Raw genomic sequence first — 20472 nt, forward strand, 5'->3', positions numbered from 1 at the left:
TCTATCCCCCCGTATCAATGTTAAGAAATACCTAAATATTTATGACATGTTTCCTTATCCTCTCGCAGTTCCTCCATGAAACCGTTATGCACAATACGCCCATTATCCATAATGTAAAAATAATCACCGATTTGACTAGCCATCATAAAATTTTGTTCAACAAGTAAAACAGTCGTTTTTTCCTTCATTTTCAAAATAGCTACCATTAATTTTTCTATCATAATTGGAGATAGCCCTTTACTCGGCTCATCAATAAGCAATAGTCCATCACTATTAATAAATGCTCTTGAAATAGCCAACATTTGCTTTTGTCCCCCGCTTAAGAGCCCACTTTTCTTATTCCAAAACTGCTTTAAATCTGGAAATAGTTCGAGCATCCAATCTATTTTCTCTTCAGATTCTTTGCCTATCTTCCCCCTAGCAAGTGCGAATGTCTCTTCTACTGTTAAATCATGAAAAATACCTTGATTTTCTGGTACATAACCTATACCTTTTCTGGAAATTAAATGTGTAGATAATCCATTTACTTTTGTGTTATCATAATAAACTTCTCCATTTTCTATCCGGTGAAACCCCATAACTGAGCGCAATGTTGTTGTTTTTCCAGCTCCATTTCTTCCAAACAATACTGTAATCGTTCCCTTCTCAACCGAAAGGGACACTCCTTGTAAAATATGAAACTGATCTAAATACGTCTCTATATTACTCACTTGTAGTAGTGCCACTATATAATCCCCCTAAATAAGCACTTTGTACTCGTTCGTCTTTCATCATTTCTTCCGGCAATCCTTCAGCCAATAACTCGCCATGAAATAAAACGATAAGATGATCTGATAAATCTAGCACCATATCCATTTTGTGTTCGATAAGTACGATTGTGCTCTCTGGATTCTTTTTAATATTTTCGATTACTTGTAATATAGCTGGAACTTCCTCAACTGAAATACCTGCTGTCGGCTCATCTAGTAGTAATACATCTGTCTTTAATGCTAACAACATAGCAAGCTCTAACTTTCTTTTTTCTCCGTGAGCTAAATCCTTAGCTAATACGTCCCCTTTCTCGTGAAGGAGTACTGTCTTCAAAAGACGTCTCGCTTCTCCTGTTTGCTGCTTTAACTTGGCTGCATTCGGAAAGAAACTGTAATAATCCTGAACAAACGATTGAACACTTAGACGCACATTTTCAAGTACTGTTAGCTCTGGAAAAATATTTGTCAACTGAAAAGAACGACCAATGCCCAAACGCGTTCGATCTGAAATTGATAATTTTGTAATATCCTGCCCTTTAAAATAAACTTCACCTTTCGTCGGAGAAATTTGCCCACTTAGTAAATTGAACAGTGTTGTCTTTCCAGCACCATTCGGTCCAATAATTGAAATGAGCTTTCCTTTTTGTACCGTTAAATTAACATCCTTAATAACATGATGATCCCCAAAAGATACACAAAGATTTTTCGTCTCTAACAAATGTGTCATGAAATCCCTCCCACTGAAAGCCATGTTTATGAAAGAAATAAGTATAAAGAGGGTATCCCCTCTTTATATAAAAACAACAGAAAATTCAGTCTATTTGTTTTGAATTGACGGTTCTGTCTCTTTCATCGTTAATTCTCTCTCTAACACTGGTACTGGATAATCAACACCATCTTGCTTTTTCAGCGTTATAGAATATAGAGTTTGTAATGCTTGATGATCCTTCTCTCTAAATTTCATCTTTCCTTTCGGTGTCTCAAATTCCATCCCTTCCATTTTCTTAATAAGTGTATCTACATCTGTATCGCCCTTCGTTTTCTTTAAAGCTTCGACGATAGAAATTGCCGCTGACATTCCTCCTGCTGTAAATAAATCTGGAACAGCACCATTAAATCGTTTTTTATGTTCTTCTACTAACCAATCGTTCACCTTATTCTTTGGAAGTGAGTGATAATAAACGGAAAACCCTTGCATCCCTATTAGCGCATCCATCGTTTTTAATGCTGGTATATCAGGTGCACCAGTAGAAATTTTAATGCCTTGCGCTTCCACATTCATATCTTTCAACTGTTTCCACGGTGAATTCGCACCTGCCCAAACGATAAATAAATAATCTGGTTTTGAGCTAATAATATTTTGAATATTCGCAGTGAAATCAGTTGAATTCGTATCCGCATATTGCTCGTTTACAATATTCGCACCTAATTTCTTCGCTCCCGCTTTAAATGCTGCAATTCCTTCACGACCGAAAGCATTATCTGGAGCAAACGTCGCAATCTTTACATCTTTTTTAGCAATTGAGGCAGCCCCAGCAATCGCATCTTGCGAAGAGTTTCTTCCTGTTCTAAAAATATATTTATTCCAGTTCTTCCCGGTAATACTATCAGCAACTGCCGGTTCTACAACCATAATCTTTTTATACTCTTCAGCTAGTGGTAAAACTGCTAATGTATCACTTGAACTAGACGATCCGACTAAAAAATCAACTTTCTCTTCTTCTAATAATTTCGTAGCCTTCTTAACGGCTACATCTGCTTTCGTTTCTGTATCTTCCACAACAAACTTAATCTTCTTTCCTTCTACTTTCCCTGTTCCACCAGTTGCATAGTCTAAGCCTAATTCAAATCCATTTACTGTTTGTTTTCCATACGATTCTAGTGGACCTGTTATCGAAGCAAGAACCCCTACCTTAATCGTTTTTTCATCTTCTGTACTTGTCTTTTTTCCTGAACAAGCTGCTGTTACTAATAACGACCCTAAAACACAACCAGTAACCACCGTTCTTAGCCATTTACGTTTTTCCATCGACATTGTGATCCTCCCCATACTTTACTTTCTGATAGAATCAAACACGACAAATTCCCTTGTCTGTAATCATGTCTTTAAAATTGGTAATGGAAAACTCTTGTAGTAACCTCTACATTCGGCACAAATCTATAATCACCTTCCTATTAAATGGAAACGGACATACAATCAATATATATTCCGTTGTTCAAATGAAATTACTGTTTCATTACAGTAATCATCACGCAAAAAGCTGCAAATAATTAACTTAATTCATTAAGTCAATTATTTGCAGCTTACTTAAAAAAACGATTAGAAAAACTGATTAATTATTTTCGACTTTCTCTAATCCTTCAACCAATTGCTTCTTATCTAATCCTTCCCCTATTACTACCAAGTTTGTCGGGTAACCGAAGTCTTGTTCCAATAAAGTTGGTACCCCAAACGAATATTGGAATAGATGGGGGTATTTATCTCCATGAAATTTCACAAAACCTTTCACACGATAAATACTATCTGGTAAATTCGAAAGCCATTCATATAATTTGTCTTGATCAATCGATTTCGTAAATTGATACGTCATTGTTTGTATATGTAAATGCTGTTTAACATGAAGTGTCGCATGTTCTCCACCACTCGCAAATTCAGCTTCTTCTATATCATTTAAAGATATATTACAATATTTTGTTTCAAACAATTTCGCATGATTATTTATTGCTTTTACATCTTCAAATACTTTATTTTTATCTTCATCTGTTAATAAATCTGATTTATTAATAAGAATATGACTTCCATATTTCATTTGCTCATGTAATAGCTGTTGTACATTTGCACTTAATATACTTCGGTTTAACCATCTTACCGCATCTAATACGACTACTATGGATTTCACTTCAAGGAAAGGAGCTAAAATTGGTGATACACATGCATCTAACACTTCAATTGGATGTGCGACGCCTGTTGTTTCTATATAAATTACATCTGGTCTTTCCTGTTGATATAAAGAATGTAATTGTATTTCAAGCTCTTCTTTCAACGTACAACAAATACATCCTTTCAGGAGTTCCCTTAACACATTCTCTTTTCCAATAATATCTGTATCTACCGAGTATTCGCCGATTTCATTCATCAAAACTGCAACTTTTCGATTTTTCTTCTTTTCTGCTAATAATAAATTTTGCAGCAATGTTGATTTTCCACTACCTAAAAAACCACCTAATATATGAATTTCTACTTTATTCATTCGATCGACCATCCATTTCTTTATTCTAAACGTATTCAAAGCGTAATAATTACGATTTATATTTATCATTTTATTAAAAGAACAACTATTTGTAAACAAAACTGCTAGATTATCGTTTCATTTTCATTCACTTCATGGGCAACTCTAATTCCAGACTCAATCGCTCCTTGCATCCATCCATGTGTTAACGTCGTATGTTCTCCTGCAAAGTGCACCCTGCCAGCTGGCGGCGTAATATATGGAAATACTTCAAGCTCTTGCCCTGGTTCAAAAGCTGTAAATGCTCCGCAAGAATACGGATTTTGACTCCAGCTAAAAGATTCTCCTGCAACATACTCACTATAAACCACGTTTCCATATATTTGCGCTAAATTTTTCAACGCATAACGAATACGTTCTCTATGCGAGAGACTATCCCATGTTAATGCCTCATCTGCCCACGTATAACTGGCTAAAATAATCGCTGATCCTGATGCATGAATGCCGTAGCTCGGATAATATGTAAAGCGGATAGGTAAATCTGTAATGGACTTACCACCATATTGTCCTGCTCTTTCCCAAAACCTACTTTTAAACTCTATCGCAATTTTAGTTGAAGCAATATAATTTAATTCACGAATTGCCCGCCTTTTATGATAAGAGAATAAATTATATGGCTGGATTTCTACAAATCGCAAAGCTGAAAATGGAATTGTGACAATAGCGATGTCACCAGTTACTATAAATGAATTTAACGTTTGTTCATGTGTTACTTGCAGCATTACTTTATTATCTTCCTGTATAATTTTTTCTACTTTATACGACATAAAAATATTATCCTTTAGCTCTGGTAAAAATGAATTTGGTAATTTATCCATCCCGCCCGTTATCTCATAATATTTCGTCGTTGAAGTGAAAAAGATCATTTCGCGTAATACTTCAATTAAAGACATTCCCATGTATGCTTCCATATCAAGAAGTACTCCGATCATATCTATTGCTCCATCTGAATAATACTCAGTTAAAAATGAAGCGAGCGAATATGTTTTATACTTTTTTTCAACAATAATCCAGTTTTTATCAGGATCTTTCTTAATATAATTAAGTATCGGTTCCAATACCTCTAACATTAACCCTTCTGCCGTTTTCCCTCTTTCTTTATCTAAAACTGGATATCCAAGTACACTTGGATCCTTTTCAAACACATCCAATCTCGTTCTTTTGTTATTCGTATAAATTATATCTGAAGAAGTTTTATTAATAAAAAGGTTTAACGGTAGTTTAAATTTACGAATGTAGGCTAAAGTTAAATCATGAGTATCCGGAATACGCATAGGACCTGCGTTAAAATATAATCCTGCACTAAATGGTTCACGAATCGTATACACCCTGCCACCTATTCTGTTATTTGCTTCTATAATCGTTACCTCATGCCCAGCCTCTTTTAATAAAGATGCTGCAACTAATCCAGATATCCCTGCACCGGCAACTGTAATCCGTTTGGGGTTATTCGTTTTGGCAAGCCCTTCATGAACAATTTGAAGCATTTGTTCCATCGATAATGGATTCCCCATGCCAATTCCCCTTTTACGAAGGATTTTACTGAATTATATTCGTTTAACAGGATTCCTATGTTTCATTCAAGTAATTGAGTGGATACATTTTCAATCACTTGAATATCTTTTATAAAATGTAATAAAATAGATATGAAACTATAGAAGTAAGACGTATTATCTTACATAATAAAATTTATGAAATAGCGAGGAATTTTGAAATGAAAAAAGGTATTAACCGTGTTGTATTAGTAGGAACAGGAGCAGTTGGATGTAGCTATGCTTACTGCATGATTAACCAAGCTGTAGCTGAAGAATTTGTTTTAGTTGATGTAAATGAAGCAAAAGCTGAAGGAGAAGCAATGGACTTAAGCCATGCCGTTCCTTTCGCACCAGCTCCAACAAAGGTTTGGAAAGGTAGTTATGAAGATTGTAAAGACGCAGATCTTGTTGTAATTACAGCTGGATTACCACAAAAGCCAGGTGAAACACGTTTAGATTTAGTTGAGAAAAACGCTAAAATTTTCAAGCAAATTGTTCGGAGCATTATGGATAGTGGCTTTGACGGTATCTTCTTAATCGCAACAAACCCTGTAGATATTTTAACTTACGTAACTTGGAAAGAATCTGGATTACCGAAAGAACGCGTAATCGGTTCTGGTACAACTCTTGATTCTGCTCGTTTCCGCTATATGCTAGGTGAGTACTTCGATATTGGACCTCATAACATTCACGCTTATATTATCGGAGAGCACGGTGATACAGAACTTCCGGTGTGGAGTCACGTATCAATTGGTATTCAAAAACTACAAACGCTTCTTGAAAAAGACAACACATATAACCAAAAAGATTTAGATGATATTTTCGTAAACGTTCGTGATGCAGCTTATCACATTATTGAACGAAAAGGTGCTACATACTACGGCATCGGCATGTCACTTTTACGTGTTACGAAAGCAATCTTAAGCAATGAAAACAGCGTATTAACTGTATCAGCATATCTTGAAGGTCAATACGGCCAACAAGATGTTTATATCGGCGTACCTGCTGTTTTAAACCGCGGCGGTGTTCGTGAAATTTTAGAAGTTGAACTAAGTGAAGAGGAAGAATTAAAATTCGATCACTCTGTTCAAGTATTGAAAGAAACAATGGCTCCTGTTCTTTAATCATATTTTTCAATCAAAAAAGCAATCCGATTTATATTGGATTGCTTTTTTATATTTTTATAGTTCCCCCTCAATTTAAACGGTAATATTATCTATAAAAAGGAGTGATTTCATGAATGATTCTTGGACGATTGTAATCCTCTTGCTAGCTGTAGCATCCTTAATAATTTTCCTCTTCTTAATCATCAGAACGCTATTTCCAACTAAAAAATATGATAAGAATCTCGGATTGATTCTACTTATTTTAAGCTTGTTAGCAATACCGATAAGTATCTTCCTTATAGGAGGATGGGCAGGTATGGGAGTTGGTGTAATCGCAGTCTTTATTTTTGCTGCTGTTATTATAGCTTTAATTGCAAATACCTTCGTTAAACTACCTCCTCCAAAGAAAAAATAACAAATGACCGATGTTTTCATCAAGAGAAAACATCGGTCATTTTCTATCACTTAGTATCATTAATCGGTTCATCATTATTTACATCAAGTACATCTAATAAAAAGATAAAGATTGGAATCCCAATAATAAGCCCCCATATTCCAAGGAAATGTTCTGAGAAAATAAGAATCATAAATGTATAAAAAACAGGTAAATTCGTTTTTGCAGACATAAATTTTGGATTTAATAAATAACTTTCAAGAGCGTGGATTACTGTAATGAACACTAGTATGTAAACAACATACATAACCCCGCCGACGTTATAGGCAATGATACAAAGTGGAAACAATGAAATGATAACACCAGCAACTGGAATCAAACCGAGTAGAAAGACCATGACAGCCAATACAAGAAGCTGCGGAAATCCTAAAATGACAAGTGCAATTACAGTGAGCACACAATTGACAACCGCAATTAAAAACTGTGCTTCAATTACTTTTCCGAACGATCTTGCAAATCTTTCACCAAAATATGCAATCTCCTCATAAAAAATTTTCAGCTTACTATCTTTAAATTTCGAAGTAAATGCTATAATGCGTTCTTTTTCTAATAAGAAAAATAAGCTTAAAATAAGAGAAAGTAGTATTTGTAAACTGACTTTTCCTATGTTTGCTATCGATTGATATATGACATCTACACCTTGTTCGATATATTTCGATACTTCCATTCCATTAATTGTCGAAAGTGCATATTTAATTATCTCGTTATCAGGTGGGTTCTGAAAAAACAATTTAAATTGATAAATTAATTGTGAAATTTGTATCGTTAGTACAGGCAAATATTTATATAGTGTAGTTACAATAAACGTCACTAATACAATATATAAACCAGCAATAACCACTTTCCTATTTACTTTCAATTTTTTTGAAATAAACTTTTGAAATCGATCCATCAAAAACGTGAGAATAAACGTAATTAATATTAAATTAATCATACTTTTTAATCCATACAATACAAGCACTAATATTATTAAAACGAGAAACCGTTGAAACCCTCTACTTCGAAAGAAATTTTTCACTTCATTCATTAAAAATTAACCTCCCCCTTCAATGGATGGAAATTGAATATATTACATTTTATGAACTTCTATAGACAATCTTTCTTACTAATTAGGAAGAATCCTTTTTTTCTTTTCTAATGTCGGATTTTTCATCTAATACTTTTCTAAAAACTATTTTTCAAATCTATATTTTAGGAGAACGTCTATTTTTAGACTGTTGCTCCTTAGTAGATTTTTCATATTGAAAAAAGAGAGTTATCTATTACTTAACTCTCTCTAGAAAAATGCTAAATGAAAAGCTTAATTATTTTTTTTTTGCATTTGCTTCGCTAACAATTCCTTCACTTGGTTATACGTTAAACCTGAATTTTTGTTTAAACGCTTTACTTCCTCGACATCAGTACCTACCACTGTATATTTTTTCTCATCACTCATATTTCCACTTCCTTTTTCACCAGATCATTTCTTATATTTCTTCCCTAAACTCTTATAAATTAACACAAATAAGCTGTACTAAATTAAATAGCTAAAGGGAGTTTAGTTGCATAAGAGGAATAGATAAAAAAATGTCGAATTTATTTATTTGTTGAAATTGAGGACTTGGAGGATACATTTTGAAGAAATATGAGTTTAAAAATAACATTCCAACATTGGAAGAGTACAAATATTTGTGCGAGTCTGTTGGATGGACTAATTATATGAATTTTGAAGTGGTGGAAACATCACTAAAGAATTCTATCCACTGCATCACAGTCAAAGATAATGAACAAATTGTGGGCATGGGGAGAATTGTTGGTGATGGGGCTATCTATTTCTATATTCAAGATATAGTGGTTCATCCAGATTATCAGAAAAATGGTATTGGGAAAGAAATAATGCATATTTTGGTTGAATACTTAAATCAGAATGCCCCTGATAAGGCGTTTGTCGGTTTGTTTGCATCGCAAGGTAAAGAATCTTTCTATGAAAAATATGATTTTAAAGATTACTCACCAAACATGACGGGGATGTTTACTGTCATTTCAAAAAAATAAAGTGAAACTTTAATCAGTGGGACTGCATTCAAATAGTGGGATAAACACAATAGATTTTTCATTTTAAGTCATCAATCCATATTTAAAAATTTGTTCCTATAACAACTTTTTCATTATTATGCTAAAGGACAGCCCATATTATAATATGGGCTGTCCTTTAAATTTGATAAGTATGTAACAAATCCCTTCTTGTTACATATTGAATTTCTTAATAAAATTTCACTACATCTTCAGTAGGTAAGAATGTTCTTTCCCCTGGTTGTTCATTTGGCTCACCAAATGGCATTTGTCCTACTAAGCTCCACTCTGCTGGTATGTTCCAAGTTGCTTTCACTTCAGCATCTACGATTGGATTGTAATGTTGTAATGACGCTCCAATTCCTTCAGCAGATAATAGCATCCATACAGTATGTTGTAACATTGCATTTCCTTGATGAGACCAGAATGGGAACTGATCTTTATATAATGGTGCATTTTCTTGCATTTTTTCTACCGTTGCTTGATTTTCAAAGAATAGTACTGTTCCTACACCTGCATGGAAGCCTTTTAGTCTTTCTACAGTCGCTTCAAAGTTTTCTGCTGGTACGCGGGCTCTTAGTGTTTCTTTTACGATATCCCAAAACTTTTCATGCTCTCCATCCATTAATACAACCATACGGCCACTTTGCATATTGAACGACGTTGGTGCATGTAAAGCTGTTTTTAAAACTTCTTCAATTCTTTCTTTCGTAATTGCATCGCTTTTTGTTACTTTACGAATTGAACGACGGTTCACAATTGCTTCTTTTAAGTTTGTTGTAGTTGCTGACATTTTAATTCCTCCAAATATATGTTTTATTATTTTTATTTAAACAAATCAACTTGATTCTTTCATGCAAGACGAATTAGCAATATCCATCCGTCTTACATTGCATACCTTCAAATGAATTTGTTTTATCCTTTTCGATTTCTTTATCAATTACTCTTTGTAGCGTTTCTTTACTAGCAAGTCCTTGAATGACTTCATCTCCAATCATTACAGTTGGAACAGCCATAATATTTGCTTCATCATATGCATGCTGAATTGCTTCTTGATGTTTTTCTTTATATTTACGATTTACTAAAGCATCTTTAAATTCAGCTTCAGGAAGCCCTACTTCTACCGCTAATTTCGTTAATACATCAATATCTTCAATGTTTTGCTCTTCTTGGAAAAACGCAGTAAATACTCGGTGATGATACTCATTTCCAAGTCCACGCTCTTTCGCAAATTGGCACCCTTCAAAAGCTAAATGTGTATATGGATGCGGAGAAACACGGGGCAGACGCATTTCAACCCCTAATTTTTTTGCAGTAGGAAGAATGAAAGCATCCCATGAACCTAACTTATCTGGTTCGTTCCAAGGATCTATTTTTGAATATGGACTTGGACGCAATTCAAATGGCATCCATTCGATTTCCACATCTTTCTCTTTCGCTACTTCATCTAATGGACCTTTTGCTAAAAAGCAAAACGGGCATATAAAATCTGAGTATACTTTCATTTTTACAGTCATATTATTTGCACCTTACCTTCTTTTTATTTTTAGATGTAACCGAAACAGTTACAATTTTAAGAAAAAAATATGCATTCTCTTTTAGAGACTTGCGATTATCATATTATGCATTCATTTTTTGTTGTAAAGATTCAAATAACTGCCCCATCGAAATATTTCTCAAAACTTCTTCCATCGCAGATTGAGCTTGAATTAAAATAACTTCTAACACAGCTTGAATATTTGCTCCAATTGGACAATCTGGATTTGGTTGCTCGTGAATATGAAATAGTTTATCTTCTTCTACTACATTCACTGCATGATACACATCTAACAATGTGATTTCATGTAAATCCTTTAATAATCCCGCACCACCTGGCCCACGATTTACGTAAACAAATCCAGCTTGTTTCAAGTAAGACATGATTTTACGAATGACTACCGGATTTGTATTTACACTTTCGGCCATATAGTCCGAAGTACAAACTAAAGATGGATTGTTTTTCAAAATCGATAACATATGAACAGCTATAGAAAAGCGGCTACTAATTTTCATCGTAATCACCACCTCGTTGTAATCATTATAGTTACAACAAAAAGATAAGTCAATCCTTTTTATAGATTTTTTTAAGCAAACTAAAAAAGTGCCCCATTACAATATATGAGACACCTCTTCTTATTCTGCAAACAACTCTTGGAATTCTTCAATAAATAGCTGTACAGCGAGTGAAGAATCCTTTAATGAAGGAACAGCTAAAGCGATTTCTCTCCATACTTGCGGTTCCAATTCTCTCGTTTGTATATTTTTTGGTAAACTCGTCAAAGATAACTCAGCCAAAATTGCGAGTCCTAATCCTTCTTGAATCATATTTAAAGCTGTTGTAACTGTTGAAATTATATATTCGGCCCGAAGTGGTACGTTCGCTTGTTTAAACATATCGATAATGGGTGGTTCGTACCCACCCTTACATAATATGATCGGTTCATTCTCTAAATCATTTATTGTAATAGAATCTTTCTTACAAAGAGGATGATCCTCTCTTAAGACAACAACCATTTTCCCCTTCGTTAAGGGCACGATCTCCATATCTTTATTAGGCAAAATAACAATTCCGATATCAATTACTCGTGATACTAGCCAATCTTCTACTTCTTTAAGTGTACCCTCGCAAAGAACTAATTCTAAATTCGGATACTTTTCACGAAAGATATTAATCATTTTGGGTAAAAAATATGCCGAGGCACTCGGAAAACTCCCGATTCGAATTGTTCCGACTTCATGCCCTTTCTCCATCGCCACTTCTTGTTCAATCTTCTCAACGCCGTTTAAGATTTCTCTAATATGTACCAGAATTCTATTTCCAACATCCGTAACAATTAGCCCTTTTCGTTTATCGCGTATAAGAATGGTAACTCCTAACTCTGACTCAATACTTGAAATCGCATGACTTACAGCTGGCTGTGTCATATTTAACACCCTAGCAGCCTTCGTAAAACTACCTAACTCAACAGTTTTTATTAATACTTGCAGTTGTGTAATGGTCATAACTAATCACTTATACTCCTTATAAAAAAGATTCATTTTATTTATCATAGTCGATATCATATCATAGTGAAATGAATAACAACAAGGGGGTCTTACAGTGACACAGCTTTCTCGAACTAAGACGGCCATAATTCTTACCTTTCTCGTTATTATGTGGGGAATTAATTGGCCGTTATCAAAATTCGCTCTGCATTACACACCACCCGTACTCTTTGCAGGGATTAGAACATTAATAGGAGGATTTATCCTACTTATTTTCGCATTACCGAAATACAAACAGTTAAATTTAAAGGAAACGTGGCATCTATACTTTATTTCATCTTTACTCAATATTATTTTATTTTACGGATTACAAACTGTCGGACTTCAATACATGCCCGCCGGACTATTCTCCGCAATCGTATTTCTCCAACCTGTCTTACTCGGTATTTTCTCATGGATTTGGCTTGAAGAGGCAATGTATGGCTTGAAAATTTTCGGACTTATTCTTGGATTTATTGGTGTAGGGGTTATTAGTTCTAGTAGTTTAACTGGACATATTTCTATTATCGGCGTTCTACTTGCTTTAGGCTGTGCTATCGGCTGGGCACTCGGCACAGTATTTATTAAGAAAACTGGACACCGCGTTAATGCCATTTGGATGGTAACACTTCAGCTTATTATTGGCGGACTTTGCTTAATCGGATTTGGTTCAGAATTTGAAAGCTGGTCTAACATCGCTTGGAGTATACCATTTGTAAGTGTACTACTATTCATCTCAGTCTTTGTTATTGCAATGGGATGGCTCGCTTACTTTACACTTGTAGGAGCTGGTGAGGCAAGTAAAGTTGGGGCTTATACGTTCCTTATCCCACTGATCGCTATTATTGTAAGTTCAATTTTCTTACATGAGGCCATTACAATTAGCTTATTCATCGGACTTTTATTTATTATCGTAAGCATTTGTTTTGTAAATATAAAGCCGAAAGCACTTGCTGTAAGGCAGCAAGTTGAAGTGAAATAAATAGATATGAGAAAGAGTCCACCACTTGTAGGCTCTTTCTTTTTTACCATTTTATGAGTACAGTCACTTAACATCTTAGCAAAAGGAAAATTTTTCTTTTTTATTGTATGATGATAATTAAGTAGAAAATATTATCTCTAATACATATGTATGGACTAACAATTCTAATCATAAGGGGGAATTATATGGTTTTACAGTATAAAGAATTTGGAGATTCAAGCTCTCCACTTATGGTTTTTATTCATGGGGGCGGAGTCAGTGGATGGATGTGGGACAAACAAATTAAACATTTTACTAACTTTCACTGCCTTGTTCCTGATTTACCCGAGCAAGGGGAAAATAGTAGTAAGGATCATTTTTCAATACACTTTAGTGCTGAAAAAATCATCGAATTAGTTGAAGAAAAAGGACAAGGTAAAACTGTTATAGTAATCGGTTTTTCGTTAGGTGCTCAAGTATTAATTGCAATGCTCAGCATGAAACCAAACTTAATTCAATACGCTATGATAAATAGCGCATTAGTTAAACTAATTCCTTTCGCTAAAACATTAATAAGATCCCTTGGCTTAACCTATCCACTTATAAAGAGTAAGACGTTTTCCAAAATACAAGCAAAATCAATGTGCATAGATGAAACACAATTTGATAACTATTATCATGAAAGTTGTCAAATAAGTAAAAATACATTTGTGAGGATATTAGAAGAAAATATGTCGTTTACAATACCAAAAGGTTTCGAGAATGCTAGTAGCAATATATTAGTGACTGTTGGAGAAAACGAAAAAAGAATCATGAAAGACTCGATGACTGCAATCCTTGAAAGCAATCCTAATTGCACAGGTATTATCATTCCTAAAATCGGTCATGGAATCCCTTTAGCAAATCCCAAACTATTTAATACTTTAATTGAAAACTGGCTTAAGCATGATAACCTACCAGAAGAAGTAATGACAGTCAATTGAGTTCCTTATCTTAATAAACCATGTTGTATTTGTAGCTCTAATCCCCCTCGAAGCTGCTTAATCTCAAAATTTTATTAACAAAGGTCTCATTACTTTCAATGAGACCTTTCAATGAGACCTTTCAATGTTCCCTACTTTTTACGACGTACTACAAAAACACACGTACCTATGGAAGATACAATCGCTAAAACTGATAAGACAATTGCTATTGTTTGCATATTACTTGTACCTTCATTTTTTTCCACACTAGATACTTCACCATGTTCTCCTGTTAATGATGTACCTTTTGCAATCGTAGTAAGTGAATGGGGCTTCTCAGCTTTCTCATCGCCTGTCCATTCAACAATTTCTCCATCTTTATATTGTTGATATGCATTCCAAGCTATTTTTTGTTCTTTATCTGGGTTTTTAGCAACGAAAGTAAATCGTTGGAACTGACCAGGTGCAATCCCCTCTCCTGTTGCTTCCCATATTACAGTTTTAACTTTTCCAGCTGTATCTTTTTGTTCTTCTACTTTCCATCCTGGCACTGGTTCATACTGTTGAAACTCAACTCCAGACGGTATTTTCAGTGTGACTTTTGTTGTTGCCACATTCTTTTCAACTGGTACCTTTATTGTGTAAGTCTCCCATGAGTTAACATCCGAAGTTGCTGGTTGCACAGTTACGTGAGCACTAACAGGTAACGAAAAAATTCCCATTGCAATTATTGTTGCTATCATTGTTGTTCCTAATTTTTTTATACGCTTCATTTTCTATTAACTCCTTTTCATCTATAACGTCTCTTTACCTGCCACCTACAATAAATTTATAATCTATATCGAAGCTATCAAGAGATTTTGTTAATCCATGAACATGTATATTCCAGTTTCCTGTCATGTTAATATACATGCCTTCCGCTTCATATTCTCCTGGTGAAACTGCCGAAACTTTAAATGAACCTTTGCCCATATTCATATCTAAAGATTGAGTCGTCAATACAATTTGTTCCATATCAGTAACAGGCTGTCCATTCTCATCCTTCAAAGTAATATGAAATGTATTCTGTCCTACCTTATTAGGACTTACATGTAAAGTAAGTTCATATCCATTATCTAATTGTTTACTCTCTGTAACAGGTCCCGTAGGAGGCATCGGCGGCGTTTGTACATTTGTCATAAAAGCTACGATTACAAAAACGATAATTCCAATGATAAACTCTACTTTCACCGTAGCTCCTAACCTTTGCTGTGCTCGCATTCTCCCTTTCACATAATGAATAATTCCCAATATCCCCATACACACGAATAAAAGTATCTTTGCTAATAAGGCCAATCCATACTTCGTATCAAATAGGGAATGGATCGTGGGAATAAAAAATGTACTGTTAAAAAGACCCGTTAATAAAATCACTATGACGGCACCTGTTGCCCATGGCGAAAAACGCTTAATCGCATCCCAATACATAGTCCACTTGTCATCCTCTTTACGTAAAAGAAGAACAATCGATGATAGCCCTCCAATCCATAACGAAGCTGCGAATAAATGCAGAAAGTCCATAACGACAGCAATTTCTTTAAACTTTAATCCATATGCATGACTATTGAAGGCTTTCATAACAAGTAACCCAATAAATAATACAATTGGAATGCTCCATACTTTAAACGACGAAAGCCTCTCACTCTTCACTGCAAAATATGTAACAATCATAAGCATACTAATAAGAGCCATTTGGGTTATCCATACATAACCAAAAACAGATAGCTGTAATGTTTCTTTTAATAATATAGGATCGAATGCCTCTAACCATGAAACATCAGCATTTATTTTCGCTTGCAATGGTAGATTGAATAGTAAACTAATAAATATCCCAAATAATGATATCCATATTATTCTCTTACTCCTTGATTGAACTGGGGTTGCATTCCCTTTATACATAATAAGATTAAAGAATAGAACTCCTAAAAATAGTGAGAAACTTGTATATAGAACCCCACGTTCCATGATCATATCGATTTGCGGAACATAGCCCATCTCTTCTACTTGTATATCGTCTGTCCCCGCTTCTGCTAATCCAATCCGGAATGGAATAACTCCTTGAATCGGATGCCCGTCAGCTGAAATAGCTTTCCACTGAATAGAGTAAAGACCATTTTTGAGATTCTCTTTTAACCCAGCTTCTAATAATTTTTTGTTTTTCTTATCAATATGAGCATCTTTTAAATCTACTCTTTTACCTGAGGTATCTCTTACGAACAATGTATTAAAACTTGAAACTTGTATGTCCTCATCGAATTCAATTTTCACAATAGGTGGTGCTTTCTTCAACGTTTCATTTTCAGTAGGGTTTGATTTCACAACATACGCATGAGCGGATGTGCTTTTTGGTATCAATATGATAAACACGCACGCTATTAATAGCCATGCCCCTAACCTTCGTATTACTTTCACAATCATTTCACTTCTTTCTTTTTCGTCACTACACTTTCATTACTTTTTACTTCCCAAGTTTTATTTCTTGATAAAATATTAACCTGATTAAGTATAAGGTTTTATTTAGTATCACTCTCTATTTATTCCTCACCTCTACACTTCTAACAAAATAGTAGCTACTTATATATATATTACTTATATTTTTAAAGTAGATTATCATTATAGCATAAAATATATTTATGTAAGTTTCTAAAGAAGAAAAGTTATCGTGAATCATTTGTGAAGAAAATGTGAAATACATAAAGTGAAACTTTAATCAGTGGGACTTTTACGGGCATTCGATCTCCCACCTAAATCCCTCGCATTCTCCGACTTTTGAAGCGGGAATCTTATTGCCAACAAATAGCGGGATAAATAAAAAAGGTATTACGTTATTACGCAACACCCTTTCTCCATAATACACTTCCTTTACTTCTCTTCCGGATAATCACAGTAATTAATGATCGTGCCCTCTGTATCTGCTAGGTTAAGATAAATTAATCTTCTACCATGCTTATTCATTCGAAGTGTATGCTCTTCCATTCAAATACCTTGTTCTTTAAATATGTTGTGTTTCAACACATTCTTTCCCTATTTTTAAATTTCATTTTCTTTTTTAGGGTTCATTTCAATTATTTTTAACAGCTGTTGTACCCTTTTATCATATGTATGTTCGATTAGCGTTCTCTTCAGCCCTTCCATCGCAATTTTCTTTCTTTGTGCCGGGTTCGATAAATATCTTTCAGCTTTCTCTATAAAATCAACCGCTGAGGTAAATGTCTCAATTTGTACCCCTGGAATATAACACTTTTCTAAATCTGAACGAATATCCGTCATTTGAAAAGAACCTGTACTAGCTATTTCGAATGTACGATTATTAATAGAACAAGCATTTACTTTTACTCTATTTCTATTAAATGTTAAATCCTCTATCGAGCGATGTATATTCATGTTGATTTTACTTTTTTTGTAATATCCTATACTGTTTTCGTAAACCAAAAATGGTAAAAGTAAAATTTTATCTTTCAATAACTCATAACTTTTTAGTCTATCCCAATTACAACCTATAATTAGAGTGTTTTTAGTCACTAAGTACTCTGCAATTGAATCAATAAATGCGAGCCGATTATCAAAAGCAGTCCCTATGAAACTAATATCAAATATGTATTCCTCTTCCCTAAGTATCGGCGTATATACAGGAGGTTCTGCTGCTAAAGGCAAATAATATACATTATCACAACCTAAATCTTTATAAAAATCAATACATCCTGTATCTTGCGTAAACACATAATCATAATCAAGCACTAAGTTTTTCGTCACATCTGTAAAGTAAGGGTCATCTGTAAGCCAGAGTGCAGTTTTAAAGTTGTATTGTTTTAAATCTTGAATTCCCTTAATTATCCCTTCTTCAAAACCATGAAATACAATAATGAGTGCCGGTTTTATCTTTAAAGCCGTTTTCACCAAGTTTTCGTATGTTACCATCGTTACATTACGAATTGCCTTTTTCAAACTATTATATATAGATTCCTCTAGCACCGGAAAATAGACAGGAACACTAGATGTAACAAATAATACGTTAAAATTTTCAGCACTATTTGAAATCTCCACAGATAACCACTCTCCAATACATGAAATTCACAATTTATATTATATGTATTGCATAAAATATATAGTTGGTTATAAAGCACTCTTTTTCTTTCATATATTACTGTGCAAAATGAGGATTGCTTACCCTATAGTCGGCTCCATTTGCTCGCAAATACTAAAAAAATCATGCCCACTCCTACAGGATAGTGGATAGCTTCTCATAATATATATTCAACATTCCGAAATACTTTCGTCGAAATATTGAAAAGTATACAAATAAAAAGGCGTTACATTAGTACGTAACACCTTTCACAAAAATACACTTCCTTTATTTCACTTCCGGATAATCACAATATTCAATAATCGTCCCTTCCGTATCCGCTGGGTTAAGATAAATTAACCTTCTACCATGTTTATTCATTCGAAGCGTATGTTCTAACGTTCGAATACCCTGTTCCTTTAATTCTTCTAAAGCTACATCTAAATCATCTACACGATATGCAACATGATGGACACCTTTCCCTTTTTGCTTTATAAATCGTGCTATTGGAGAAGTTGTGTTATTCGTCGGTGCAAGTAATTCGATTCTATCACCATCAACTTCAAGAATGGCTACTTCGCTTTCAACACCGGGTGCTTCACTTACGTATCGATCTATTAAAGTCCCTGATAAAACCTTTTCATAAAAATGTATCGTACTATCTATATCACGAACTGCGATCCCGATATGGTCAATTGTTTTTTTCATTTTATTTCCCCTACTACTTTATTTTTTCTATTCTTATCAATAGTAACAAAAAAAGTTATAGAATCAAATAATCTGTACCCTTTGTAAAGGACATTTTTAAAAAAGTTAGGCAACATCAAGAAGATGATTTCTGTATCCAACAGGAGTCATCTTTTTTAAATTCCATTGATATCTATAGTGATTATAGTACGTCATATATTTCTTAATCTCTTGTTTCAACTCAGTAAAAGACTCGCAAGGTTTTATATGTGCTTCATCTTTCAGATGACCAAAAAATGATTCTTGTGGAGCGTTATCCCAACAGTTCCCTCTTCTTGACATAGATTGTCCGAGCTTTAGCTTTTTGACTAATTTTTGGTAGGTAGGGCTTGTGTAGTGGGCTCCTTGATCTGAATGAATATATGCACCTTCAGTCAATCGAATCCTCTTATTCCGTTTTAGTTTATGAAGAGTTGTTGTTACGAGGTCTAATGTCATCTGTTCTGAAACATGGTAAGCTAAAATTTCATTGGTTGAGCCATCTAAAATTGTAGATAAATAAGCTCTTTTATTCTTACCGTAAACTAAATAAGTGATATCTGTAAGAAGCGTTTTTCCTGGGGTGTTTTGTTTAAATTCTCGATTTAATTGATTCGGCACTACTCGATGTTCTTTTGAAGCTTTCAGCATTCTTTTATAAGGATTTGCTTTCCGAATCGGACAGATAATCTCATATTTTTTCATGATTCTACGGATACGCTTTAAATTGTAGACAACTTGAAAATGACCCACCAATGTCATTTTTATTTGACGAGCCCCTTTCTTTCGATTTCTAAATCGAAGTGCTTTTAATATGATTTTTTTCACGATTTCATCTTGATTGTTCTTTTGTTTCCGTTGTTCTTGAGATGAAATGGAAAAATAATTATAGTATCCCGAACGGGATACACCAGCTACTTTACACAAATAACTCACCATATTTCTTAAGTTATATTTTATGATGACAGAACGAATCAGGATATATTTCTGACTAGGTGATAACGTTATTTCCTTCTCATCCTCCCTTCCATAAGTTTTATTTTTTAACAATTCATTTTCTGCCTTTAGTAAGTTCCGTTCGGCTTCTAAACGAGCATACTTCTCTTCTAACGTAAGCTCTCTCTCAAGAGTTCTTCCCGCGTTTTGGGTGCGTGTATCTCGCAAACCAAATACACCATTTTTTCTGTAAGCAGCACGCCACCTACTTCCTGATGACATAATTCGTTTCATTCCAATCATATCTATATCAAAACCACATTCTTCAAAAATATTTCGAGGTAGTTTTCCTTTCTCATTTTCCTCAATAAAAATACGCTTAAATTCATCTGTATAAGTGATACCTTTCTGACTTACAGATTTTATGTAGGGGTTATTTGATAGAATTTGAATGTCTCTTTCTGTAAATAGCTTTTTTGTCATTTTGAACTTTCTCCGATCCCAATTTTCTCTCATTATACAAGAAATACCCTATA

General features: G+C 34.2%; 21 protein-coding genes and 1 pseudogene. 5 read left to right on the plus strand and 17 right to left on the minus strand.

Translation table 11 applies throughout. The annotated features are described in order from the left end of the window. Positions 1–20 precede the first annotated feature (20 nt). The 5 genes from ACE38F_RS18575 to ACE38F_RS18595 all read right to left on the minus strand — a co-directional run bounded on the left by ACE38F_RS18575 (position 21) and on the right by ACE38F_RS18595 (position 5553). The gene (locus tag ACE38F_RS18575; protein WP_375370632.1) at positions 21–725 is read right to left on the minus strand and encodes a branched-chain amino acid ABC transporter ATP-binding protein; all 705 of its coding nucleotides are present in this window, start codon (positions 723–725) and stop codon (positions 21–23) included. After that, on the minus strand, positions 703–1476 hold the full coding sequence (locus ACE38F_RS18580; protein WP_002135736.1) for an ABC transporter ATP-binding protein: 774 nt from the start codon (positions 1474–1476) through the stop codon (positions 703–705). Before ACE38F_RS18580 ends, ACE38F_RS18575 begins: the two co-directional genes overlap by 23 nt. Before the next feature lie 90 nt (positions 1477–1566). After that, positions 1567–2784: a substrate-binding domain-containing protein gene (locus ACE38F_RS18585; protein ID WP_375370631.1), complete on the minus strand. Its 1218-nt coding sequence runs from the start codon at positions 2782–2784 to the stop codon at positions 1567–1569. A 298-nt stretch (positions 2785–3082) separates the two neighbouring features. After that, entirely contained in the window at positions 3083–4000 is a 918-nt protein-coding gene (locus ACE38F_RS18590) for a CobW family GTP-binding protein (RefSeq protein ID WP_375370630.1), read from the minus strand. A gap of 104 nt (positions 4001–4104) precedes the next feature. Continuing rightward, positions 4105–5553, minus strand: a complete 1449-nt coding sequence (locus ACE38F_RS18595; RefSeq protein ID WP_375370629.1) for a flavin monoamine oxidase family protein — start codon at positions 5551–5553, stop codon at positions 4105–4107. Between the two features lie 200 nt (positions 5554–5753). Between ACE38F_RS18595 and ACE38F_RS18600 the strand changes: the two genes are divergently transcribed. Together ACE38F_RS18600 and ACE38F_RS18605 are read left to right on the plus strand one after the other, a co-directional pair. Beyond that, positions 5754–6698: an L-lactate dehydrogenase gene (locus ACE38F_RS18600; RefSeq protein WP_002012312.1), complete on the plus strand. Its 945-nt coding sequence runs from the start codon at positions 5754–5756 to the stop codon at positions 6696–6698. A 112-nt stretch (positions 6699–6810) separates the two neighbouring features. Further along, entirely contained in the window at positions 6811–7095 is a 285-nt protein-coding gene (locus ACE38F_RS18605; protein ID WP_375370628.1) for a YesK family protein, read from the plus strand. A gap of 46 nt (positions 7096–7141) precedes the next feature. Here the strand turns inward: ACE38F_RS18605 and ACE38F_RS18610 are convergent, their stop codons facing one another. Beyond that, positions 7142–8161, minus strand: coding sequence for an AI-2E family transporter (locus ACE38F_RS18610; protein WP_002158297.1), 1020 nt, complete (start codon positions 8159–8161; stop codon positions 7142–7144). Between the two features lie 273 nt (positions 8162–8434). Beyond that, complete coding sequence (locus ACE38F_RS18615) at positions 8435–8569, minus strand: hypothetical protein (RefSeq protein WP_375370627.1); 135 nt, start codon at positions 8567–8569, stop codon at positions 8435–8437. A gap of 179 nt (positions 8570–8748) precedes the next feature. On the opposite strand from ACE38F_RS18615, the gene ACE38F_RS18620 reads away from it, so the two are divergent. Beyond that, positions 8749–9168, plus strand: coding sequence for a GNAT family N-acetyltransferase (locus ACE38F_RS18620; RefSeq protein WP_199671706.1), 420 nt, complete (start codon positions 8749–8751; stop codon positions 9166–9168). A 208-nt stretch (positions 9169–9376) separates the two neighbouring features. Here the strand turns inward: ACE38F_RS18620 and ACE38F_RS18625 are convergent, their stop codons facing one another. The 4 genes from ACE38F_RS18625 to ACE38F_RS18640 all read right to left on the minus strand — a co-directional run bounded on the left by ACE38F_RS18625 (position 9377) and on the right by ACE38F_RS18640 (position 12228). Then, positions 9377–9979 carry a nitroreductase family protein gene (locus ACE38F_RS18625; protein WP_375370626.1) on the minus strand — a complete coding sequence of 201 codons (603 nt, stop codon included), beginning with the start codon at positions 9977–9979 and terminating at the stop codon, positions 9377–9379. 73 nt (positions 9980–10052) lie between these two features. Further along, a complete protein-coding gene (locus ACE38F_RS18630; RefSeq protein WP_341307075.1) occupies positions 10053–10703 on the minus strand; it encodes a DsbA family oxidoreductase in 651 nt (216 codons plus the stop codon). 103 nt (positions 10704–10806) lie between these two features. After that, entirely contained in the window at positions 10807–11238 is a 432-nt protein-coding gene (locus ACE38F_RS18635) for an Rrf2 family transcriptional regulator (RefSeq protein WP_375370625.1), read from the minus strand. 120 nt (positions 11239–11358) lie between these two features. Beyond that, the gene (locus ACE38F_RS18640) at positions 11359–12228 is read right to left on the minus strand and encodes a LysR family transcriptional regulator (RefSeq protein WP_341307076.1); all 870 of its coding nucleotides are present in this window, start codon (positions 12226–12228) and stop codon (positions 11359–11361) included. A 97-nt stretch (positions 12229–12325) separates the two neighbouring features. On the opposite strand from ACE38F_RS18640, the gene ACE38F_RS18645 reads away from it, so the two are divergent. Beyond that, positions 12326–13231 carry a DMT family transporter gene (locus ACE38F_RS18645; RefSeq protein ID WP_375370624.1) on the plus strand — a complete coding sequence of 302 codons (906 nt, stop codon included), beginning with the start codon at positions 12326–12328 and terminating at the stop codon, positions 13229–13231. Between the two features lie 185 nt (positions 13232–13416). Next, on the plus strand, positions 13417–14193 hold the full coding sequence (locus ACE38F_RS18650; protein WP_087995671.1) for an alpha/beta fold hydrolase: 777 nt from the start codon (positions 13417–13419) through the stop codon (positions 14191–14193). Between the two features lie 131 nt (positions 14194–14324). Here the strand turns inward: ACE38F_RS18650 and ACE38F_RS18655 are convergent, their stop codons facing one another. From ACE38F_RS18655 to ACE38F_RS18680, 6 genes and pseudogenes are all read right to left on the minus strand, one after another. After that, positions 14325–14945: a YcnI family copper-binding membrane protein gene (locus ACE38F_RS18655; RefSeq protein ID WP_375370623.1), complete on the minus strand. Its 621-nt coding sequence runs from the start codon at positions 14943–14945 to the stop codon at positions 14325–14327. Positions 14946–14979: 34 nt separating this feature from the next. After that, positions 14980–16629: a copper resistance CopC/CopD family protein gene (locus ACE38F_RS18660; protein WP_375370622.1), complete on the minus strand. Its 1650-nt coding sequence runs from the start codon at positions 16627–16629 to the stop codon at positions 14980–14982. Between the two features lie 444 nt (positions 16630–17073). Beyond that, positions 17074–17181, minus strand: a pseudogene (locus tag ACE38F_RS18665) (glyoxalase); the annotation flags it as partial. A 60-nt stretch (positions 17182–17241) separates the two neighbouring features. Beyond that, entirely contained in the window at positions 17242–18255 is a 1014-nt protein-coding gene (locus ACE38F_RS18670) for a CgeB family protein (RefSeq protein WP_033730339.1), read from the minus strand. A 307-nt stretch (positions 18256–18562) separates the two neighbouring features. Continuing rightward, positions 18563–18982, minus strand: a complete 420-nt coding sequence (locus ACE38F_RS18675) for a VOC family protein (protein WP_085310475.1) — start codon at positions 18980–18982, stop codon at positions 18563–18565. 105 nt (positions 18983–19087) lie between these two features. Further along, the gene (locus ACE38F_RS18680) at positions 19088–20419 is read right to left on the minus strand and encodes an IS3 family transposase (RefSeq protein WP_462782388.1); all 1332 of its coding nucleotides are present in this window, start codon (positions 20417–20419) and stop codon (positions 19088–19090) included. Positions 20420–20472: the final 53 nt, after the last annotated feature.

This window comes from Bacillus altaicus, from assembly GCF_042136375.2.
GTDB classification, from domain to species: domain Bacteria; phylum Bacillota; class Bacilli; order Bacillales; family Bacillaceae_G; genus Bacillus_A; species Bacillus_A cereus_U.

Bases quoted from the DNA above. Each gene is read 5' to 3' on its own strand.
- ACE38F_RS18590 (WP_375370630.1), bottom strand. From the start codon at position 4,000: ATGAATAAAGTAGAAATTCATATATTAGGTGGTTTTTTAGGTAGTGGA.
- ACE38F_RS18600 (WP_002012312.1), top strand. From the start codon at position 5,754: ATGAAAAAAGGTATTAACCGTGTTGTATTAGTAGGAACAGGAGCAGTT.
- ACE38F_RS18615 (WP_375370627.1), bottom strand. From the start codon at position 8,569: ATGAGTGATGAGAAAAAATATACAGTGGTAGGTACTGATGTCGAGGAA.
- ACE38F_RS18580 (WP_002135736.1), bottom strand. From the start codon at position 1,476: ATGACACATTTGTTAGAGACGAAAAATCTTTGTGTATCTTTTGGGGAT.
- ACE38F_RS18640 (WP_341307076.1), bottom strand. From the start codon at position 12,228: ATGACCATTACACAACTGCAAGTATTAATAAAAACTGTTGAGTTAGGT.
- ACE38F_RS18675 (WP_085310475.1), bottom strand. From the start codon at position 18,982: ATGAAAAAAACAATTGACCATATCGGGATCGCAGTTCGTGATATAGAT.
- ACE38F_RS18635 (WP_375370625.1), bottom strand. From the start codon at position 11,238: ATGAAAATTAGTAGCCGCTTTTCTATAGCTGTTCATATGTTATCGATT.
- ACE38F_RS18595 (WP_375370629.1), bottom strand. From the start codon at position 5,553: ATGGGGAATCCATTATCGATGGAACAAATGCTTCAAATTGTTCATGAA.
- ACE38F_RS18660 (WP_375370622.1), bottom strand. From the start codon at position 16,629: ATGATTGTGAAAGTAATACGAAGGTTAGGGGCATGGCTATTAATAGCG.
- ACE38F_RS18680 (WP_462782388.1), bottom strand. From the start codon at position 20,419: ATGACAAAAAAGCTATTTACAGAAAGAGACATTCAAATTCTATCAAAT.
- ACE38F_RS18625 (WP_375370626.1), bottom strand. From the start codon at position 9,979: ATGTCAGCAACTACAACAAACTTAAAAGAAGCAATTGTGAACCGTCGT.
- ACE38F_RS18630 (WP_341307075.1), bottom strand. From the start codon at position 10,703: ATGACTGTAAAAATGAAAGTATACTCAGATTTTATATGCCCGTTTTGC.
- ACE38F_RS18610 (WP_002158297.1), bottom strand. From the start codon at position 8,161: ATGAATGAAGTGAAAAATTTCTTTCGAAGTAGAGGGTTTCAACGGTTT.
- ACE38F_RS18605 (WP_375370628.1), top strand. From the start codon at position 6,811: ATGAATGATTCTTGGACGATTGTAATCCTCTTGCTAGCTGTAGCATCC.
- ACE38F_RS18650 (WP_087995671.1), top strand. From the start codon at position 13,417: ATGGTTTTACAGTATAAAGAATTTGGAGATTCAAGCTCTCCACTTATG.
- ACE38F_RS18585 (WP_375370631.1), bottom strand. From the start codon at position 2,784: ATGTCGATGGAAAAACGTAAATGGCTAAGAACGGTGGTTACTGGTTGT.
- ACE38F_RS18655 (WP_375370623.1), bottom strand. From the start codon at position 14,945: ATGAAGCGTATAAAAAAATTAGGAACAACAATGATAGCAACAATAATT.